This is a genomic window from Pedobacter sp. ASV1-7, from assembly GCF_040203335.1.
Classification (GTDB): Bacteria; Bacteroidota; Bacteroidia; order Sphingobacteriales; family Sphingobacteriaceae; genus Pedobacter.
Genome location: NZ_JBEHBV010000002.1, coordinates 648,548 through 668,103 on the forward strand (window position 1 = coordinate 648,548; position 19,556 = coordinate 668,103).

General features: G+C 38.0%; 15 protein-coding genes. 6 read left to right on the forward strand and 9 right to left on the reverse strand.

Annotation, left to right across the window (positions count from 1 at the left end):
* Positions 1–2: 2 nt before the first annotated feature.
* Genes ABDJ41_RS07635 through ABDJ41_RS07655 form a run of 5 tightly spaced genes read left to right on the forward strand, consistent with a single transcriptional unit; the run spans position 3 to position 5,022 of the window.
* Positions 3–2,426 (forward strand): alpha-L-rhamnosidase-related protein, encoded by a 2,424-nt coding sequence (locus ABDJ41_RS07635; RefSeq protein ID WP_349785296.1) that lies wholly within the window; start codon positions 3–5, stop codon positions 2,424–2,426.
* A gap of 11 nt (positions 2,427–2,437) precedes the next feature.
* Entirely contained in the window at positions 2,438–3,397 is a 960-nt protein-coding gene (locus tag ABDJ41_RS07640; protein WP_349785297.1) for a hypothetical protein, read from the forward strand.
* Positions 3,398–3,410: 13 nt separating this feature from the next.
* Positions 3,411–4,547 (forward strand): SGNH/GDSL hydrolase family protein, encoded by a 1,137-nt coding sequence (locus tag ABDJ41_RS07645; protein ID WP_349785299.1) that lies wholly within the window; start codon positions 3,411–3,413, stop codon positions 4,545–4,547.
* Positions 4,548–4,604: 57 nt separating this feature from the next.
* Positions 4,605–4,898 carry a hypothetical protein gene (locus ABDJ41_RS07650; protein WP_349785300.1) on the forward strand — a complete coding sequence of 98 codons (294 nt, stop codon included), beginning with the start codon at positions 4,605–4,607 and terminating at the stop codon, positions 4,896–4,898.
* Positions 4,882–5,022, forward strand: a complete 141-nt coding sequence (locus tag ABDJ41_RS07655; protein ID WP_349785303.1) for a hypothetical protein — start codon at positions 4,882–4,884, stop codon at positions 5,020–5,022. The genes ABDJ41_RS07650 and ABDJ41_RS07655 overlap by 17 nt, the downstream gene beginning before the upstream one ends.
* Before the next feature lie 51 nt (positions 5,023–5,073).
* Here the strand turns inward: ABDJ41_RS07655 and ABDJ41_RS07660 are convergent, their stop codons facing one another.
* The 8 genes from ABDJ41_RS07660 to ABDJ41_RS07695 all read right to left on the reverse strand — a co-directional run bounded on the left by ABDJ41_RS07660 (position 5,074) and on the right by ABDJ41_RS07695 (position 16,893).
* Complete coding sequence (locus tag ABDJ41_RS07660) at positions 5,074–7,032, reverse strand: phosphodiester glycosidase family protein (RefSeq protein WP_349785305.1); 1,959 nt, start codon at positions 7,030–7,032, stop codon at positions 5,074–5,076.
* Positions 7,033–7,036: 4 nt separating this feature from the next.
* Positions 7,037–7,906, reverse strand: coding sequence for an endonuclease/exonuclease/phosphatase family protein (locus ABDJ41_RS07665; protein ID WP_349785306.1), 870 nt, complete (start codon positions 7,904–7,906; stop codon positions 7,037–7,039).
* A gap of 60 nt (positions 7,907–7,966) precedes the next feature.
* A complete protein-coding gene (locus ABDJ41_RS07670; protein WP_349785307.1) occupies positions 7,967–9,271 on the reverse strand; it encodes an IPT/TIG domain-containing protein in 1,305 nt (434 codons plus the stop codon).
* A gap of 24 nt (positions 9,272–9,295) precedes the next feature.
* Positions 9,296–10,225, reverse strand: coding sequence for a phosphodiester glycosidase family protein (locus ABDJ41_RS07675; RefSeq protein ID WP_349785308.1), 930 nt, complete (start codon positions 10,223–10,225; stop codon positions 9,296–9,298).
* 34 nt (positions 10,226–10,259) lie between these two features.
* Positions 10,260–11,546 (reverse strand): RagB/SusD family nutrient uptake outer membrane protein, encoded by a 1,287-nt coding sequence (locus tag ABDJ41_RS07680; RefSeq protein WP_349785309.1) that lies wholly within the window; start codon positions 11,544–11,546, stop codon positions 10,260–10,262.
* Positions 11,547–11,549: 3 nt separating this feature from the next.
* On the reverse strand, positions 11,550–14,966 hold the full coding sequence (locus tag ABDJ41_RS07685) for a TonB-dependent receptor (protein WP_349785311.1): 3,417 nt from the start codon (positions 14,964–14,966) through the stop codon (positions 11,550–11,552).
* Positions 14,967–15,084: 118 nt separating this feature from the next.
* Positions 15,085–16,221 (reverse strand): FecR family protein, encoded by a 1,137-nt coding sequence (locus ABDJ41_RS07690; RefSeq protein ID WP_349785313.1) that lies wholly within the window; start codon positions 16,219–16,221, stop codon positions 15,085–15,087.
* A 93-nt stretch (positions 16,222–16,314) separates the two neighbouring features.
* The gene (locus ABDJ41_RS07695; protein ID WP_349785314.1) at positions 16,315–16,893 is read right to left on the reverse strand and encodes an RNA polymerase sigma factor; all 579 of its coding nucleotides are present in this window, start codon (positions 16,891–16,893) and stop codon (positions 16,315–16,317) included.
* A 248-nt stretch (positions 16,894–17,141) separates the two neighbouring features.
* Between ABDJ41_RS07695 and ABDJ41_RS07700 the strand changes: the two genes are divergently transcribed.
* Positions 17,142–18,344 (forward strand): CynX/NimT family MFS transporter, encoded by a 1,203-nt coding sequence (locus ABDJ41_RS07700; RefSeq protein ID WP_349785315.1) that lies wholly within the window; start codon positions 17,142–17,144, stop codon positions 18,342–18,344.
* Positions 18,345–18,365: 21 nt separating this feature from the next.
* Here ABDJ41_RS07700 and ABDJ41_RS07705 read toward each other — a convergent pair whose 3' ends face one another.
* The gene (locus tag ABDJ41_RS07705) at positions 18,366–19,556 is read right to left on the reverse strand and encodes an ABC transporter permease (RefSeq protein WP_349785316.1); all 1,191 of its coding nucleotides are present in this window, start codon (positions 19,554–19,556) and stop codon (positions 18,366–18,368) included.

The window sequence follows — 19,556 nt, forward strand, 5'->3', positions numbered from 1 at the left end:
AGATGATAAAGAACAAAATACAGTACTTGGGCTTTTGTCTGATTTTCTGTTGTTCCTTACTGCTTTGTCAGCTCAACTTAAAGGGTCAGGTTAATTCAAATATTAACCCGGCCCTGCTTAACAGTAAATGGCAGGCAGAATGGATCAGCTATCCGGAGATATCCTTAAAAGATTACGGGGTATTTCATTTGAGAAAGAATTTTGAATTACAGCAAGCGCCCCAAAAGTTTATTATCCATGTTTCCGGTGATAACCGCTATCGTTTATTTGTAAATGGAACAGAAGTTTGTAGAGGCCCTGCCCGTGGTGATCTGACCCATTGGAAATATGATACTATTGATATTTCCGCTCAGCTCATCGCCGGTAACAATACCCTGGCTGCTGAAGTGTGGAACTTTGGAGAATATGCTCCTCTGGCCCAAATCAGTAATAAAACTGCACTTATAGTACAAGGTAATACCGAAACAGAAGCAATGGTAAATACCAATAGTTCCTGGAAAATATATAAGAATGAAGGATATACCAAACCATCAAAAAAACCATTAAGGAGTGTAGTTGGACAAGCTGAACACTTTACCGCAGCAAAACATCCTAAAAATTGGGAACAAAGCAATTACGACGATTCCAGCTGGATTAAGCCCAAATCATTAGGTTCTGGTGTGCCTTATGGAAAATTTGGAGATTGGGAATGGATGCTCGTGCCCAGGGATATTCCATTTATGGAACACCACTTGCAACGCATGAATAGCATCAGAAGTACCAAAAATATCACAGCTGATCCCAACTTTTTAAAAGGCAAATCTCCAATATATATCCCGGCAAACCAGAAGGTCAGCATTTTGATTGATCAAGCCACTTTAACCACAGCTTATCCGGAACTGATTGTTTCAGGAGGTAAGGATGCTCAGATTAGTATTGGATACGCTGAGGCACTCACCGATTCTGCTGGTAATAAGGGCAATAGAAACGAAATAGCTGGTAAATCAGTTGACAGTGATTATTGGGATACTTTTATCCCTGACGGTTCTGCAGATTCCCATTTTAAACCACTATGGTTCAGAACATTCAGATACCTGGAATTGAATATTGAAACTAAATCAGATCCCCTGATCCTGAATGATCTTTACGCCTATTTTACAGCTTACCCTTTTAAAGAAAACGCTTATTTTAAAAGCAGTGCTCCTGGATTACAAAAGATCTGGGATATTGGCTGGAGGACGGCAAGATTGTGCGCTGGAGAAACCTATTATGATTGCCCTTATTACGAACAACTGCAATACATTGGTGATACTAGGATTCAATCGCTGATCTCTCTTTACGTATCCGGAGATGATCGTCTGATGCGTAATGCAATTAACCAGTTTCAACAGTCCATGCTTCCTATTGGCCTGACACAAAGCAGATATCCCTCTGCACAACCTCAGGTTATCCCACCCTTTTCTTTATACTGGATTGATATGGTGTATGATTACTGGATGCACCGAGAGGACAAAGACTTTGTGAAACAACAGCTTAATGGAATTAGAAATGTACTATCCTGGTACGAAACCCAGGTAGGTGAAAATGGAATATTAGGCCCCTCTGACTGGTGGAATTTTATAGATTGGTCTTTCGAGCCCTGGAATGATCTGTATCCCATCGGAGGAAGCCCAAAAGGAATTTTAAAAGGCAATTCGGCCATCTTAACACTTCAATATGTTTACGCTTTGCAACTTGCTGCTCAGGTTTTTGAACATCATGGGTATCCAGATCAGGCCCAACTCTACATCAGGCAAAGTCGCACGTTATTACAAAAGACCAAATCATTATGCTGGAATAAACAAAAAGGCCTTATGGCCGACAATCCTGAGCAAAACAGTTACAGTCAACACGCCAACATTATGGCTATTCTAACAGATATGTTTAACCCGTCAGAAGAAAGACTATTGATGCAACGTATCCTTAATGATCGTCAATTAACTGAATGTACTTTATATTATAAATTTTATCTTTTCCGTGCTATGGATAAGTCCGGTTTCGGAAATAATTATCTATCTCAGCTAGGACCATGGCAAAAAATGATTGACTTAGGTCTAAGTACATTTGCAGAAACTCCAGATCCCAGCAGGTCAGACTGCCATGCCTGGAGTGCTAGCCCCAATTACGATTTTCTGGCATTGGTTTGTGGAATTAAACCAGCAAGCCCAGGTTTCAAAACTGTTAGCATCACACCGCATTTGGGAGACTTAAAATTCGCGGAAGGTAAAGTGCCCCATCCTGATGGAGATATTCTGGTCAGCTTTAAATCACGCAATCATAAAGAACTATTGGCAAGTATCAGCTTACCAGGAAAACTGACTGGAACGCTGGTATGGAATGGTCATTCCATCCAGCTTAAACCGGGTAAACAAACCTACACTCTTCAACAAAATAAGAACACCAACTAAAAACATAACATATGAAACTCAATATCATCTGGTTAGCTGTAATCTTTCTATGCAGCAACCAAGAAAGCTCTTACGCTCAACAACTTAATAAGAATCAAAAAGAAAAGACCATTGAAATCATAAAAGACCAAAACTTTGATAATGGTGTACAGCTTTTTGGAACAGTATCCGCCAAAGCATCTGCCATTACTCAATTATATCCTTTTGGCAAAACGAATACAGAACCTATCTGGGCATTAGCTCAATGGGGCAGTAATTTTAATTTTCTGGGCAGCCCTTCACGTGCTGTGAAAGGCGGTATTGTTTATGAGAATGAGGGTAAAAGGTTCTCTTTTATTAAAGAAGGAAAATCAAGTCTCGTGAGTTTAGAAGTATTTGGCACTAAAGAATATCCTTCAGCAAGAATTGAAGGGCAAGACTGGCCACACTTACTTTTTGGACAAAACATGACTACCAAAGTCTCCTTAAATCAGATCAGGGAGTTATTCTATACAATTGATGCAAGGTTAATGTATGATGAGAATAAGATGGGAGCTTTACTTGATCCAAAACTCCATACCTCACAAGTCTCCTTATATCTATCCATACAGAATGTAAATAAATCATCTGCTGATTATCTCGATTACTTTTGGTTCGGTTTGCCTTTGTACGATTATCGATATAAAGATATCAAAGAATATGCGGCACAAGATTTAGGTAAGGAAGATGCCACAAAAAAGTTCATATTAAATGTAGCCTCGAAAGAATTGTTTAAAGGCACACTACATGACAAAAAATGGGTTAACATAGGGAAAGACATTTACCCCCTTATCATTCGTGCGTTTAAAACAGCAAAAGAACGTGGTTTTCTTAAAAACACAGATTTAAACGATCTGGCCATTGGGAGTATGAACTTTGGTTGGGAAGTACCGGGAACCTTTGATTGTGGTTTACAGTTCAAAAATTTAAGTCTAACAGCAACCTTGAAATAAGCGAAATAACATTATGATAGCTAACATAAGAAATATCATTTTACTAATTATACTGTGTTTTACAACTGTATATGGACAACCTATTGAATCCCGGTGGAAAGACCATATTAGTTTAAAAGCATACTTGAAGCCCTTTTGGGCTGCGGACACCATTCATGATGAAATTGTCCAGGTGATAAAAAATGGCAGTGTATCCAGCGGTGCATTACTATTCAAAGCAGAAAAGATATTATCTGTGAGATCAGCCGATTTGTCGAAAACTTTTAATGAAAATCAGGATTGGGTATATAAAAATGGGAAAATCATATTGACCAATGAATCTGCTATCCCCTATTTGAAACAAGAAGATCTTGTGTTTAAGACCTTAAAGCCAGACTGGTCGATGGAGGGCAAAACAAAAGGAGATTTTGTACTTTTTAACGAAGGTACTTATTTCCGATCTATGCAGATTTCCATCACTTATATTCCAGAGCAATCTAAAAAGTGGACTGAACCAATTCCCAAATATGAAGGGAAATTGCTTAAGCATACACAGGCAAAGTTGAAAAATAAAGAAAAACTAAAGGTTGTGTTTTATGGAAACAGTATTGAAACAGGTGCAAATTCCAGTGGTTTTCAGAACCAGGCACCTTATATGCCTTCCTGGCCAGAGCTGATCATTTATAATTTAAGAAAAAGCTACGGTGATCAGATCAGTTTCAGCAATCAATCTGTAGGAGGTAAACTTGCACAATGGGGCTTAGAAAATGTAGCCACAGCAATTATTCCTCAAAATCCGGACTTAGTGATCATAGGATTCGGAATGAATGACGGAACATTTGAAGTGGTCCCTGATATTTACCGGACTCAGGTTTTAGGAATTATGAAGACTGTTCTTGCCAGCAACCCGAAAGCAGAATTTATTCTGGTTTCGCCAATGCTGGCAAATCCTTTTGCAACACAAAGCAAAATACAATCCAAATACAAAGCAGAATTGCAGAAATTAACAGGAAAAGGTGTGGTGCTAGCGGATTTAACAGGAACCCATCAGGAATTATTGAAACATAAATCCTATCAGGACATGACAGGCAACAATGTTAACCATCCAAATGATTATCTGGCCCGCTGGTATGCGCAGGTAATTTCAGCAATTCTTATCAAAGCGGATTAGAGAGTAATAAAGAGAAGGGTCCTTCTCTTTATTCTTTATTATACTTGAAAGTCTTTTTTGTTTCTTTGCGGCATATTAAAACAAGTATTTGCCGCTTTTCTATTCTTTTCCTCATTTAGCGTTCTGGCACAGGAGCAGCCTACCGCATATGTTGTAGAAACAGAGTTTAACATCTGGAACAAAAAAATAAATGATACGGCTTACGTTTTTGCAGATATTGCCTACATCCGTGATCACCCTAGTTTAAAAGGAGTTATCTTAGATTCTTTAACTGCCGGAACGAATATAATTATCAAAAGCGAAGGATATAATAAAATACTGATCAAAGACTTTTATGCGCCTGATTATTAAAGACATTATAATTGGTGAAGTCATTAATCCTGATGAAGAGAAATTAAAATATAAAGAAAAGAAAACAAGAGAAAAATATCGCTGGGACGGCAAAGTTGTTAGTCAGCTTATTGAAATGAAATAATCACATCAGGATGTTGCTGATTGCAACATCCTGATGTTGATCCAGAAAAACTTAATAACTGATTCTGCGAATACAATTGTTTAAATTATCAGCAACATAAATATTTCCAGATGCATCTGCAACGACATCATATGGATTATTGAAATTCGCTGATTTCGCTAAACCATCTAGCTTACCTGCTGTCCCGGTTCCTGCAATTGTAGTCACAATCGATCCGGTCCAATCTCCCGTTGTACTTGGCGTTACCTTTCGTATAACATGATTAGAAGCATCAGCAAGAAATAACCGCCCTTTAGTATCGAAACAAAGACCAAAAACATCTCCAAGTTGAGCAGTTAAAGGTTGTCCCTTAATTCCATCGTTGAAACCTTTAATACCATCACCTATAATCTTCGTAATCACCTTTGAAGGAGTAATTCTTTTAATCGTATTAGCATCCGAAACATACAGATTGTTCTGCAGATCTATTGCCAGTGCAATTGGATTCTTAAGTATATTGACTGTTCCATCTCCTACAAATGTGCTCACTACTCCTGAAGTAGTGATTTTTCTGATCCTTTTATTATCACGATCTACTACAAAAGTATTTCCATAACTGTCAACCACAGCATCCAAAGGATTATTAAACTTTGCTCCTGTACCATCCAAAAAACCAGGAATGCCTGTTCCTGCAATTGTACTTACACTCCCATTTGTCGCAATCTTTCTTATCCGGGCTCCATCCTTTTCTACAACAATTATATTCCCATTTGCATCTATGGCTGATTGCCATGGAAAATTAAACTGACCAGGTATACCATTCGCATATCCGGCAGTACCATTCCCCGCTAATGTTGTAACCACGCCGGCAGAAGTCATTTTTCGGATACTATGATTTGTTCTATCTGTTACAATAATATTGCCCTGATGATCCATAACTACACCGTCTGGATTTCTGAATCTTGCCGCTGTCCCTATTCCATTTACAAAACCATAAGTTGTTGCCCCTGCAACGGTACTTACCTGATAATTTGCCACAACAACCCAACCATTAGCAACTGCTCTTGCACCAGCAATATCTGATGGTCGATTGATTACTTTCAATGTATCCGCAATGGGCATCCTTATCATTTTAGTACTAGAACCTCCACCATCTAAATTAACTGCATTTTCGACCTGTAATGCTTTCATAATTGCAGAGAGCATTGAATACCTTGCTCCCATGGAATAACCAGGAGCACGCCCATCTATCACCAGCATGTAAACCAGGTTTCCAGCTGTGTAGCCAATTGCTGTCCTCGGTTCACCTGCCAGTTGCGGTAAGGAAGAATTATCAACAACCAGTCCATTCTGGATAAGCAAAACTCCAGCACCTGTAGCTTCTATTAAACTACTTTTATGTGTCAAATAGTCACTTTTACCTGCAATAAATGGAGTTCCATCAGCACGTACACCAACAAACGACAATGCCTGTTGCGGAAGTGTGGGACTACCGGTAAAACTATCTTTCCAGACTACTCCATTACGATGTACGGGGCCACGGGCAATATTATTTGAAACATCATAAAAATCGCCATTTATACCGGCAAGTACCTTCTGACTGCCATAGTGAATATGTTTACCCATACCAGTGATGACCTGGACATGATTTTTACCAGTATTGGTATTAAGACTAGGTGCACGATCATATGGAGTTGCAGTCCTTAACAACAAACCTGGTGTATTCAGATTTATTCTTGTAATAAATGCCCTGATGGTGTCGCCATCAGTGTTTTTAAAATTGATCTCTGTTTCATCTACTCCACTGGCTACCTGAGTAAAAACATCCGCATAAACTTCAGCTATCTTACCTGAATAATCAACAATCTGTCCTGTGATATCAGAATTATATGGGCCCGTCAACAATGAAGCTGATCTATTCAAGCTGGTATCCTCAGAAACCAACCCTGCCTCAATAATTTTCTCACAGCCCAGGATCGGCATCAGGCCGATCGATAACATCCATAAAAAGAAATGGTTAAACTTTTTCATAATCTCATTTTTTTAGTGTTAATATCATCGGATAATGATCGGATAACCGATCAGTTATTTCATCTTTAATAATGTTTGCCACTGCAATTCTCTTTGCGAGTCGCTTACTGGCCCAGATATAATCGATCCTCACATATTGATCCCGATCTGCTTTCATAATTGGCGTGGGCGCACTTTTTTCAAAAGAACTGGGATTCATGAGTTTCCAGGAATCAACAAAACCCGCAGATAATAAGGACTGAATTACAGAATAATCAAATTTCCCATTGTTAACATTTTTAATATTTGGTCTTGATGCTTCATGCCTAACCAACATCTCAAGCTTTCTGCGGTTATAATTGTAGTTCAAACTATCCTGGGGTGACAAGCTATTGAAATCTCCCATTATCAATATCTTCGAACTTTTAGGTAAAGCATTGATTTGTTCAAATACATGACTAAGCTCATCATTTCTTTTCCGGTAATCAAAAGGATTTAAATGAAGAACAATAAAATGGTAGCCTTTAATTTCCCCGTAAAGATATCCGTGCAACATTTGATCGGCAACTCGTTTTATATTGCGAATTGGATACCTGGAAATCAAAGCGACAGGATATCCCCTTTCTTTTAATAAAGCAGTATAAGGATAGTTCATTTCCTTTCCTAACTTTTCCAGATCAGCATTAGTATAATGGTTTACCTCCTGTAAGGCAATAACATCTGCATCAACTTTATCAGCCCATCTGATAAAAGTATTTCTCTTAACAGAATCTTTCTTCAGTCCTTCCTGAATATTATAAGACAATACTTTAAACCAAGGCTTATTAGTCTGAGCATATGCTGCTGATAATAACAATACGCCAGACAGCAGCAAGCATAGCAATTTGTTTCGCATAAATTTTGGGTTAAAACAACACCGGGAACCAATAATCTGGTTCCCGGTGTTAAAAAGTTATTACCTGTAGGTTATTTTCCGAATGCTATTATTGAGATTGTCAGCAACATATATATCCCCTTTTGTGTCAACTACAACATCATAGGGATTATTAAATGCTGCAACATTGCCTAAACCATCTTGCTTACCTGCAATCCCATTTCCTGCAATTGTAGATACTGTTGCGGTATTCCAATCATTACCTGATCCAGGCTTTACCATTCTGATTCTGTGATTGGAAGCATCGGCTAAAATCAGATTTCCAACCTTATCAAAATTAAGCCCAAAAATATCACCCAACTTTGCTGTCAATGGTTGTCCTGCAATACCTTCGTCATAACCTTTCACACTTCCAACTATATCACTCATGCTACCTGCCGGCGTAATTCTCTTGATGATATTAGCATCAGAAAGAAAGATGTTATCATTACCATCAATGGCAAGTGCTATCGGGTTTTTAAGAATATTAGTCGTACCATCACCAATAAATGTACTTACTACTCCAGTAGGGGTAATCTTTCTGATCCTTTTATTGTCCCTGTCAACCACAAAGATATTTCCATGACTATCTACCACAGCATCAAGTGGGTTGTTAAACTTCGCTCCTGCTCCATCCTGAAAACCAACAACACCCGTACCAGCTATGGTGCTTACTGTTCCATCAACCGAAATTTTTCTAATTCTTGCACCATCTTTCTCTACCACAATAATATTTCCATCTTTATCAATAGTTGACTGCCAAGGGCTTTTAAACTGCCCGGGTTTTCCTTCTGCATACCCCGACAGTCCGTTTCCAGCCAATGTCGTAACGACACCAAGTGGTGTCATACTTCTGATACTGTGATTGGTACGATCTGTAATGATCACATTACCATTTAAATCCATTAATACACCGTCTGGATTTCTAAATCTGGCATCTAAACCATTTCCATCAATAAACCCAAAAGTAGTATTGCCTGCAACAGTACTAACAATATAAGCAGATACAGCTGAGATGAGGTTAAATGAAGGGCCTTCTACTTCCTTTCCTTTAACAGTTATACTGATTTTACCTGTAGTTGCGCCTTGAGGTACAACAACTTCTAATTTAGAACTGCTAGCTTCTAATACTATAGCTTGTATTCCATTGAACTTAACAACATTCTCTTCATTTTTACTTGAAAAGTTGCGTCCTGTAATAATAATCACATCCTTTTCTAAACCTGATGAGGGAAAGATCGAAGTGATTAGCAATTCATCTGATGTTGCCTGATAGGTATTGTCCTTTTGACAAGAGGTAAATGCTATGAATATGATTAATGCGAATAATAAAATTTTATTCTTCATGTTCTTAAAATTAAGGTGTAACAATTAAGGTGTAGCGATAATCATCCAGCCATTAGACACCGCTCTAGGGCGCCCATCAGAAGGATGGTTCTTTACATGCCATACATCTGCCAATGGATTTCTGATCATCATTGTCGCTGATCCTCCACCATCTAAATTTAAAGCAGCTTCAGTTCCCAAAGCATAGAAAATCCCCGTTAAATCTGCGTAAGTTGCTCCACTAGAATGATAAAAAACACGTCCATCGACCACAACAAAGTACATAACCTGATCGGAAGTATAACCTATTGCTATCCTCGGATCCAGTGCACCGAACTGACTATTATTAACCTTTTCACCATTTTTCATCAATAATACGCCACCTCCAGTAGCCTCTTTTAGTCGGTTTTTATAAGTATCGTATTCCTGCTTATAACCTATATATGGCTTTCCATCATCTAGAATACCAATAAAGCTAAGTGCTTGTTGAGCAAGTGCAGCAGTTCCAGTAAATGTACCTTTTAATACCACTCCATTTTTATGCAAAGGTCCTCTTGGAACGAAGTTAGCGATATCGTAGAAATCGCCGTTAGTGCCTGCTAAAACCTTATGATTTGCATCTTCAAGATATTTAGCCATTTCAGGTATGGTTTGCCCACCATATGCAGGGGAGTCATAGGGAGTTGCGACTTTAGCTGACAAACCTGGTATTTTAAGATCCACTTTTAAAATATAAGCATGAGTCGTATAACCATCCATTTTTAAAAAGTGTACTTCTGTTTCTTCTACTCCTTTTGCAATTACAATGGTCGTATCTTTATATACCTCACTCACAATTCCTGATTTTTCAAGCAGCAGTTTAGTGATTGCTGAAAAATTCTGATCTAAAACCTTTTTTGGTTCAGTGTCTTTTTTACATCCTACTGCAATCGAAAAGCTTAGAAGCAGTAAAACTATATTTCTAATTTGTTTCATTCTCTAAATATTATGTTGAAATCTATATACCTGATTAGTAACCATCATTAGGCTCGAGTAAGGTATTTAACAGCAATTCTCTGGTTGGAATTGGTAGTTTCAGCTGTGCATCCGTTAACCCAATTTCCTGTTTTGCTCTATTTAAACGCACCAGATCATACCATCTAAATCCTTCGGCAAGTAACTCTCTTCTACGCTCCAAAAGCACTGCATCCAGGTAAGCTGGTTCTCCAACAGGAGATATAGCTGTAAGCCCGCGCTTCGCTCTAAGCTCATTTAATCTGTTCAATCCAGCCAAGCCTTGCCCTTCTGCGCTGATCAGGTACATCTCTGCTAAACGTGAAACAATGATTGGATCTGTACCAGTTTGTCCGCTCGGATATTTATTAATGACATCTAAGCCAGAATAAGTATCTACAGAAATAGCCTTCCTGGTATCTGTTGCACCAAAAAGGTTCATAACTTCTGGGGTTGGTTTATAATTATAACTTCCACTTACCGGATGTGCATAAGTATAAAACAAAACACTTAAGTTGATGCCAGATTCGACAGTTTGATTCAACAAGGAAAAGATAACTTCAGAATTCTGTTGTGCACGAAAAATCTTTTCAAATCCATCCAGCTGATATCTTCCTGAGGTAATGAGCTCCTCTGCTAAAACCGCAGCTTCAGATTTTTTCCCCTGTGCTAATTTCACCCTTGACATTAATGCTTTTGCTGCATCTTTTGAAACGTAGTAGTAATTTGAAAAAGCAGGTGCATTATCAATAGCCGCTGTCAGTTCCGTTTCAATAAAACTCCATACTTCAGCCTCGCTGTTTCTCGCTTTCTTCTCAGTCGTATTCTCTTTCAATATCGGAACACCTCCCCAACGAGTAATCAGGTTATAATAAATATAAGCTCTAAAGTAATGTGAGATTCCGGTAATTTCTGCCCTACGCTGGTCATTTTCAAGCTTTGACGCTGATACTAACAGATTATTCACCTGGTATAAGGCAGAATAGTAACCATTCCATTGTGCCGCAATATTCCCATTCTCAGGCTGAAGAATGTCGTTGATCATCTCTCCGTAACCACCTAAACCAGATGCTCCACCCCTGATAAGATTACCTCCAATGATGTCAAACATTACATAGGAAGAGTTGGTTGGAGTATTTTGTACCATATTGTAAACTCCATTTAAAAAGGCTTCAATATCCTTTTCAGTAAGACTCTCTGTTGCAACCTGAGAGTGCGGATATAAGTCGAGTTGCTTATCACAGCCTGAAAATAAAACTGATGCTGCAATAATTACGTTCAATATTTTATAACGAATACTCATTTTCTAAAAATTTAAATTGACACCAAAATTGATAGTACGAGGTTGCGGAGACATTAGAAAATCTTCACCCATCGTAGTTGGAGAAAGGCTGATGTTTACTTCAGGATCTAGTAATGGATACTTAGTAACCAGGAAAAGATTATCAGCCTGAACATAAACTCTCATTTTACTTACTTTGATTTTCTTCAAAAAGCTATCCGGTAAGGTATAGCCCAATGATACTGTTCTGAACCTTAAATAAGAACCATCATGTAAAAATCGGGTTGAATAACTTGAAGATGAGTTAACGGTATTTCCCCATATTGCCCTCGGTGTAGTATTACTCGTATTCGGGCCTGTCCAGCGCTTTAATGCCTCAGACTCTAACATAGGCCATAAGCCGTTTCCTAAGCGATAACCACCTGCCCATGTCTCATATACTTCGTTCCCATAAGAAAAAGTCATAAATACACTTAAATCGAAGTTTTTATAAATGAAAGTATTGTTAAAGCCACCTGTGAAATCCGGATTTGCAGAGCCCAGTATCTGCCGGTCGCTTACATCTATCTTACCATCTCCATTCACATCTTCGTATTTAACATCACCAGCTCTGATTCCTTTATCGTACTGTGCTTTTGGCACTTCACTATCGGACTGAAAAATGCCTAGTTGTTTATAGATGTAAAAACTTCCCACCTCTTCTCCTACTTTTAATACATGAGTGCGGCCAATTAATAAAGGCTCGTCATCTAAAAGAGCTGTCAGTTTATTCTTAATGAATGAAATGTTAAAATCCGATTTCCATTTTACATTACCAAGATCAACATTCCCACTGATGGCCGCCTCAAATCCATTATTGCGCATGGAACCAATATTGCTAATGATGCTGGTAAAACCAGTTGTACCATGGGTAGGCTTGCTATACAATAAGTTATTGGTATTTTTAATAAAGTAATCTGCAGTGAAGTTTAATGCACCACCAAACAATCCTAAATCAAAACCAGCATTAAATTGATTTGCTTTTTCCCAGGTAAGTTGTCTGTTTCCAAAACTGGTAATGGCAATACCACTCTGGTTATTATAATTGTACCCGCCCCCGGTCAGAGCCTGGTAAGCAAAAGCATTTACACCTTCTATATTTCCGGTTGATCCATAGCTGGCCCTTAGCTTTAAGTCACTCTTGGAATTATTCCAGAATGGTTCATTGGAAATAGTCCAGCCTGCAGAAGCTGCCGGAAAGTATCCATATCTATTTTCAGGAGCAAATCTTGATGATCCGTCTGACCTTAATGATAAGTTTAACAGATATCGATTTTTCCAGGAGAAATTTGCACGACCAAAAAATGATTGCATGCTGGTTGCATATAAATTGGTCATGGCTTCTGTAAACTCTGCAGCTACAACATTTACATCAAATGATGGGGATGGGAACTTTATACCTTCTACCCCTATCGGTGAATTGTTAACCTTTTGGTAGGAATGTCCCAGTAGAAAATCTACATTCAGATCTGAAAATTTCCTTTTATAATTTGCTGTATTTTCCAGGATGATATTGGTCTGTAATTTTCTGTCATCATACAACTTACCTACTCCGGCACCATAAGGATGACTGTTGGTATAATACACATAATCCTGAGTATGGATCAGATCAGAACCGAATGATGTTTTAAAACTCAGATCTTTACTTAATTTGATATTAGCATAAGCATTAGCAAGCAATCTGTAATTATCCAGATATACTTTTTCTTCCCTAATAGCCTGAATAGGATTATGATTTAACAATTCATTTGTACCACCTACGTAATAAGAACCATTCGGTTTATAAGGAACATCAAAAGTCCGCTGTTCAAGCGCTCTAGGAATTAAGTTGGTACCAAGATTATACCCTGAAGGAACACGGTTATTATTAGAATAACTAAAGTTTGTATTCAATCCTACATCCAACCAGGAGTTAACCTCATTGGAAATATTCACTTTAGCATTGTATTTCTTTAAGTTATTATCTATGAATGTCCCTTGCTGATTTGTATATCCACCTGATATATAATACTTACTTTTCTCAGTCCCACCTGAAATGGAAAGGTTTAAATTACTGGAATGAGCAGTACGGGTTATCAAATCAAGCCAATCCGTGGCTGGTCTATTTGGATAAGGGTTACTAATGGAGTTTACATATTTACCATCCCCTTGTGCAAAGCCATTTTGTATATTATAATTATCTACAGCTTCGTTGATGACAGTTACATATAAATCCGGATCAGCCATTTTTAGTTTATGAAGTCTGGCTATCTCTTGTATTCCTGTATATCCGGTTACAGTAATCTGTCCTTTTCCTTTACTCCCCGACTTAGTCGTAATCAGCACTACACCATTTGTAGCTCTTGAACCATAAATAGAGGCAGATGCCGCATCTTTTAAAACATCTATAGATTCAATGTCATTAGGATTCAATTCTGATAAAGCATTCATGCTTTGTCCAAAATTACCCAAATCAGCATCTGAAGGAGTTACGGGAATCCCGTCAATTACATATAAAGGTTCATTACTGGCCGAAAGTGAACCAATCCCTCTGATGCTTACCCTGTTTTTACCTCCGGGTATCCCTGAAGAAGAGGTAACTACCACCCCGGCAATTCTTCCCTGCATCATCTCGTCGGGACCTAATACTGGCCTTGTGTTATTCTCGTTTGGTTTAAAAGTACCTATTGAGCTACTGATATCACTTCTTTTTTGAGTACCATAGCCTACTACCGTAACGCCTCCTAATAGTTGGGTATTTTCCGATAAACTGATGGAAAGTATAGTCTGCCCTTTCACTTCAATCTCGCGACTGATAAACCCGAGGTATTTTACAACAAGAATAGCATTATCTTCAATCCCAGCCAGAGTAAATTCACCATTGACATCGGTCATTGTCGCTTTTGAAGATCCTTTTACCTGTATAGATGCACCTGGTAAAGGTTGTCCGGAATCACTGTTCACACGTCCCTTAATATTAATTGGAGCAACAATAACATTGACTGGCTTATTCGCCGGAACAATGATTACAGTTTTGTTCTCAATAGAATAAGTAAAAGGCTGCTCTTCAAAGCATTTATTCAACACTTCTTTTAAGGGCCTGTTTTTTACATCAATATCTATTGATTTACCTTTTTTGAGCAATTCGTATTTATATACAAAATCATAGCCCGTTTGCTTTTTTATTTCCTTGAATATTTCTGTCAAAGATGCCTTTTTCTTCATCATTGATACCTGCTGGCCTCGTGAGGCCAATGAAATCTGCAGGAAAAATGCCATTAGAAAAATGCAAGTGAGTTTAATCCGCATAAGCCATTTTTTAAAGTCCGGATTTTTTATAAATGTGAGCCATCTTTTTTCTGAAAGTGGGTATATGGCGCTACTGGTTATGCAATAACCATTCTTAGCATAAAATTTATACATTTGTTAGGGTTTTATTTTTTGACACTATTGTTTCGACACAATGTTTATTAAAGGACCCAAAAACTTATCGGGGACGCTCCAACGTTCCCGATTATTTTTTAGTCCGCGAAAGGTATTTTTATGGCATAACCAAAACCCTCCTTCCTTCCAGTTTAAAATTTACCCCCTGCGTCATCTCCAACACTTTTAGTACTTCTGTAATATTTTTACTGCGGGAAATAGAACCTCCAAATTCTACATCCGCAATTTCTCCCTGATATACCACATCAACATTATACCATCTGCTGATTTGTCGCATGATAGTTTTCAATGCTACTCCTTCAAAAGCAAAATCCCCTTTGTGCCAAGCCATTATCTGTTCCACATCAACTGTTGTTACTTTGATATCCTTTCCACTTTGCAATGCTTGTTCACCTGGTTTTAACAGCTTTGTTAGCTGATTGGTTGTTACACGAACACTTCCTTCCAATAAAGTTGTTTTAACAGCAGGTTCATCCTGATAATTGTTCACATTGAAGCGAGTGCCCAATACCACAACTGTCTGCTCAGCAGAAACAACCTTAAAAGGTTTCTTTTGATCATGTGTTACTTCAAAATATCCTTCGCCTGTAAGTTCAACCTTACGTTCATTACCTGCAAAAAGAACCGGATACCGTAGTCTAGACCCTGCATTAAGCCATACCTTTGTTCCATCATTCAACTTCACCTGATATTGTCCACCCAACGGAGTTTCAATTGTATTGTAAACAGACTCACCTGATGTACCGGTTTTGGATGTTTCGGCAGAGACTTCGTAAACCAACTGTCCATCTGCTGTTTTATTGATGCGGATTCCTAACTGCTCAGCAAGTTCTCCATTTTCAACATCTGTAAGACTGATTTTTCTACCGTTGGCTAATGTCAGGAAAGCTTTATTACCACCAGGCTCTATTTTATTTACCGTAAGTGCTCCTACTTCCAATTCAGTTTTATTATACTTTTGATTTACAAAAAATATAATTCCCACGGTAAGTACAAGTATTGCAGCTGCGGCAATAGCAGGAACCAGAAGTCTCTTTTTAACCTGAACTGGTCTCTCAGAACTGATCTTAGCCCAAATCTCACGTTTTGCATTTTGATAATCAAGCTCATTGAGTTCATCTTCATTTTCAGAAGCAGCTTTGAGGTACCAACTTTCTAATAGCTGCTTTTCCTCAGGTGTACATGATCCTTCATTATATTTCTTTATCAGCCTTTTTGCGATCTCGTCTTCCATATATTTCAAACGCCAAATAGTGACGTATTTAAGTTAAGACAGTTTGCTTCCACGAAGGATGTAGAAAAAAATTAAATAAAAAAATAGCAGGAATTAAAAAGAGATAAACTGCATTAAAAGCATCAGACAGCTAAATTTTAAACGCAATATTTTAATGGCATTGCTGATTTGTCTTTTTACAGTTTTATCAGAGAGTTCCAGATTTGCAGCAATTTCTTTAGCTGACATATTAGCTTTACGGCTCATCTCAAAAATTTCTTTCATCTTTTTAGGTAGCATAGAAATTTCCTGCTCTATTAAAGCAGAAAGCAATCTTTCTCTTAAAAGATGATCCGTTACATTTTCGCTGTTTTTAAGAAATGAGGTCAAAGAAGCTATGTATTTTGTTTTCACCTTTTCCTTATCATACAAATTGATCACTTTATTTCTTGTGGTCGAATATAAATAAGCGCTCAAAGAGTGACTAAAATGAATCTCAGAACCTCTATCCCATAAGGAAACGAATACGTCCTGAACAATATCTTTTGCCAATTCATCATCGTTCGTCATACGTCTGGCATGACGATAAAGCAATCCCCAGTAACGGTCATAAATTTCAGAAAAAGCGTTCCTGTCTCCCCCTTTTAAAAAGGAAGTCAATTCAGTATCACTAAGACTTTTATATAACCGCATTCTGTTTAATTACGTTAAAACTACATAATCATTTTGAACTATCCATATTGAATACAAATCTAGCCTTACAACATTAAGCTAATATTAATTCTAATAATCCAAATGTTCTAAAACTAAAGACAAATCATTGCAACAAATAATAATTCCTGACAGACACCATGATTTATGATAGGAATATGATACTCCCAAGCTACTCTTCTTTTATTTAGAAGGGTTTAATGCGTATTTTTGCAGCTTTATATAAAAAAATGGAGTTAGACGAGCAGACGCAGGGGAATACAAAAAAAAGCATAGAAATGTTACTGATGGCCCTGGGCATCATTTTTATTGCAACCAATTTAAGGGCACCAATTACATCAGTTGGTCCCGTTATAAACGAAATCACCGATTACTTTAACTTATCAAATATACAAGCTGGATTAATTACGACCATCCCTTTGATGTCATTTGCCCTTTTATCAGGATTTGCCCCAGGGATTTCAAGTAAAATCGGCATGGAAAAGCTCCTTTTATTCTCATTAATACTTTTGACATCAGGTTTATTAATCAGAATAACCGGACAAGTTTATTTCCTCTTTATTGGTGCAGCTATGGTAGGTGCTGCCATCACCGTTGGTAATGTAATTATGCCAGCAGTAATCAAAAAAGAGTTTCCTAATCATACCGGAATAATGACTGGAATTTATGCAGTATCAATGAATCTGACTTCTGCCATGGCGGCAGGTTTTAGTATTGCAATCGGAACAGCTACCGGCTGGGGATGGAAAGGATCAATCGGCGTTTGGGCAATTGTCGCTATACTTTCTTTACTGGTATGGATTCCACAAGTTTTAAAACGCAGACAGCAAGTTGAAACGCCAGTAAAACCCTCATTTAAGTCGATGATGAAATCCAGATTAGCGTGGAATGTCACACTTTTCATGGGATTACAATCTTTACTATTCTATTGTGTTGCAGCATGGCTTCCTGCTGTATTACAAGATTGGGGTATGTCTAAAGGCGATGCTGGATGGGTACTTTCTTATGTTCAGCTAGCTCAATTACCAATTACTTTCGTAGGTCCTGTTATTGTGAACCGAATGAAAGATCAGGGTATACTGGTATGGATTACAGGCCTGCTTATGTTAGCTGGTATCTTATTAATTATCTTTTTCAAAAGTGAGTTTATAATTCTTGCTACCATTCTGATCGGAGTTGCGGGCGGATTAGCTTTCAGCCTGGCTATGATGTTCTTTGTATTAAGAACTAAAAACCCTGCTATGGCCGCCAGTTTATCGGGAATGGCACAATCTTTCGGTTATCTGATCGCAGCAGCCGGTCCTCCGGCATTCGGCTTAATCTACGACTTCACCGGCAACTGGAGCTATTCATTTTATTTGTTGATTATAGGTGTTGGAGCGCTAATTTATTCTGGCGTAAATGCTTCTAAAAACAAATTTGTTGAACAATAGTAAATTTAAAAAGCTGATGAATTAAGCAGAATCTTTACTCTGTTTTGCTTCTCTGGTTTTCTTTTTCATTTGGTAAATTTTAATCCAGACTGTAATTAAGGCGAGCACCCCATAAACTCCAACTAATACACACATATGTATGATTGAAGGGAATACATCTGCCAAAGATCCATGCTGAAAAAGCATCACCTTATGTGCATTTAAAAATGGTGTCAGTGGTAATATAGATGACAACCATTGAACACCAATAGGCATGGCTTCTAATGGCCAGGAATATCCACCTATAATAAATGCCGGTGTGGCCAAAAGCATCAATACTTGTGTAGCTTTCAAAGCACTGGGTAATAGCGCACTTATAAATACACCTAAAAAGCTAGTGGCCATAATGAATAATCCTGTCGTGACTGCATAATTCAAAAGCGGACTAGGTATCGGTGCTCTGAAAATATGGTGAAAGGCATAATAGATAGCTAATATAAAAACGCTAAGAATCCAAAAAGGCAAAACTTTAATTAATATTGCTGAAAAAGCGGATCCTGTCCGACCGAGAAACTCTGTTTCAAGCGTCTTGTTTTCATACTCTCTGGCAAAACTTACCGCTAATCCCAATAGTAATACTTGCTGCAACACCACAGCCAGAACACCCGGCCACATATAAGTAAAATAGTTACCTGTTTCGTTATACAAGCGGATATAGTTGACTTTAAAAGGCTCATACTGCATTGCTGCCTGTTCTGAACTCATCCCTTTTTTCTTCAAACCCTGCATATTGATCCCTGCACTAAATGTACCTAATGTAGTTTGCACCCCCTGAGATGCCATATTTGCAGTAAGCAGATTGGTGGTATTGATATAGGTATTTAATTCCGGATAGCGTTTTTGCAATACCGAAGCTTCAAACCTTTCGGGAATAACAACCGCTACAACGGCATTCAATTGTCGCATTGCATTACTTGTACCTACATTTTCTTTTCTAACGCTTACCACTTGTAGCTTTTCGTTTTCACCAAGCATATCAATTAACTGATTACTCAATGGTGTATTGTCCAGGTCAACTACCAATATCGGCAAATGCTCTACTTTTCCCTTTTGGTAAACGAAGCCAAAAAGCAAAGCGTAAACAATTGGGGCTAACAGAAATACAGAACGTAATGTGCTATCAGCAAAGAACAATCCGAATTCCCTTTTGATCAGTGTAAAGAAGTTTTTCAT

What these genes read in the sequence shown, in the direction of transcription:
- ABDJ41_RS07635 (WP_349785296.1), top strand. Translation starts at nt 3, where the DNA reads ATGATAAAGAACAAAATACAGTACTTGGGCTTTTGTCTGATTTTCTGT.
- ABDJ41_RS07640 (WP_349785297.1), top strand. Translation starts at nt 2,438, where the DNA reads ATGAAACTCAATATCATCTGGTTAGCTGTAATCTTTCTATGCAGCAAC.
- ABDJ41_RS07645 (WP_349785299.1), top strand. Translation starts at nt 3,411, where the DNA reads ATGATAGCTAACATAAGAAATATCATTTTACTAATTATACTGTGTTTT.
- ABDJ41_RS07655 (WP_349785303.1), top strand. Translation starts at nt 4,882, where the DNA reads ATGCGCCTGATTATTAAAGACATTATAATTGGTGAAGTCATTAATCCT.
- ABDJ41_RS07660 (WP_349785305.1), bottom strand. Translation starts at nt 7,032, where the DNA reads ATGAAAAAGTTTAACCATTTCTTTTTATGGATGTTATCGATCGGCCTG.
- ABDJ41_RS07665 (WP_349785306.1), bottom strand. Translation starts at nt 7,906, where the DNA reads ATGCGAAACAAATTGCTATGCTTGCTGCTGTCTGGCGTATTGTTATTA.
- ABDJ41_RS07670 (WP_349785307.1), bottom strand. Translation starts at nt 9,271, where the DNA reads ATGAAGAATAAAATTTTATTATTCGCATTAATCATATTCATAGCATTT.
- ABDJ41_RS07675 (WP_349785308.1), bottom strand. Translation starts at nt 10,225, where the DNA reads ATGAAACAAATTAGAAATATAGTTTTACTGCTTCTAAGCTTTTCGATT.
- ABDJ41_RS07680 (WP_349785309.1), bottom strand. Translation starts at nt 11,546, where the DNA reads ATGAGTATTCGTTATAAAATATTGAACGTAATTATTGCAGCATCAGTT.
- ABDJ41_RS07685 (WP_349785311.1), bottom strand. Translation starts at nt 14,966, where the DNA reads ATGTATAAATTTTATGCTAAGAATGGTTATTGCATAACCAGTAGCGCC.
- ABDJ41_RS07690 (WP_349785313.1), bottom strand. Translation starts at nt 16,221, where the DNA reads ATGGAAGACGAGATCGCAAAAAGGCTGATAAAGAAATATAATGAAGGA.
- ABDJ41_RS07695 (WP_349785314.1), bottom strand. Translation starts at nt 16,893, where the DNA reads ATGCGGTTATATAAAAGTCTTAGTGATACTGAATTGACTTCCTTTTTA.
- ABDJ41_RS07700 (WP_349785315.1), top strand. Translation starts at nt 17,142, where the DNA reads ATGGAGTTAGACGAGCAGACGCAGGGGAATACAAAAAAAAGCATAGAA.
- ABDJ41_RS07705 (WP_349785316.1), bottom strand. Translation starts at nt 19,556, where the DNA reads ATGAAAAACTTCTTTACACTGATCAAAAGGGAATTCGGATTGTTCTTT.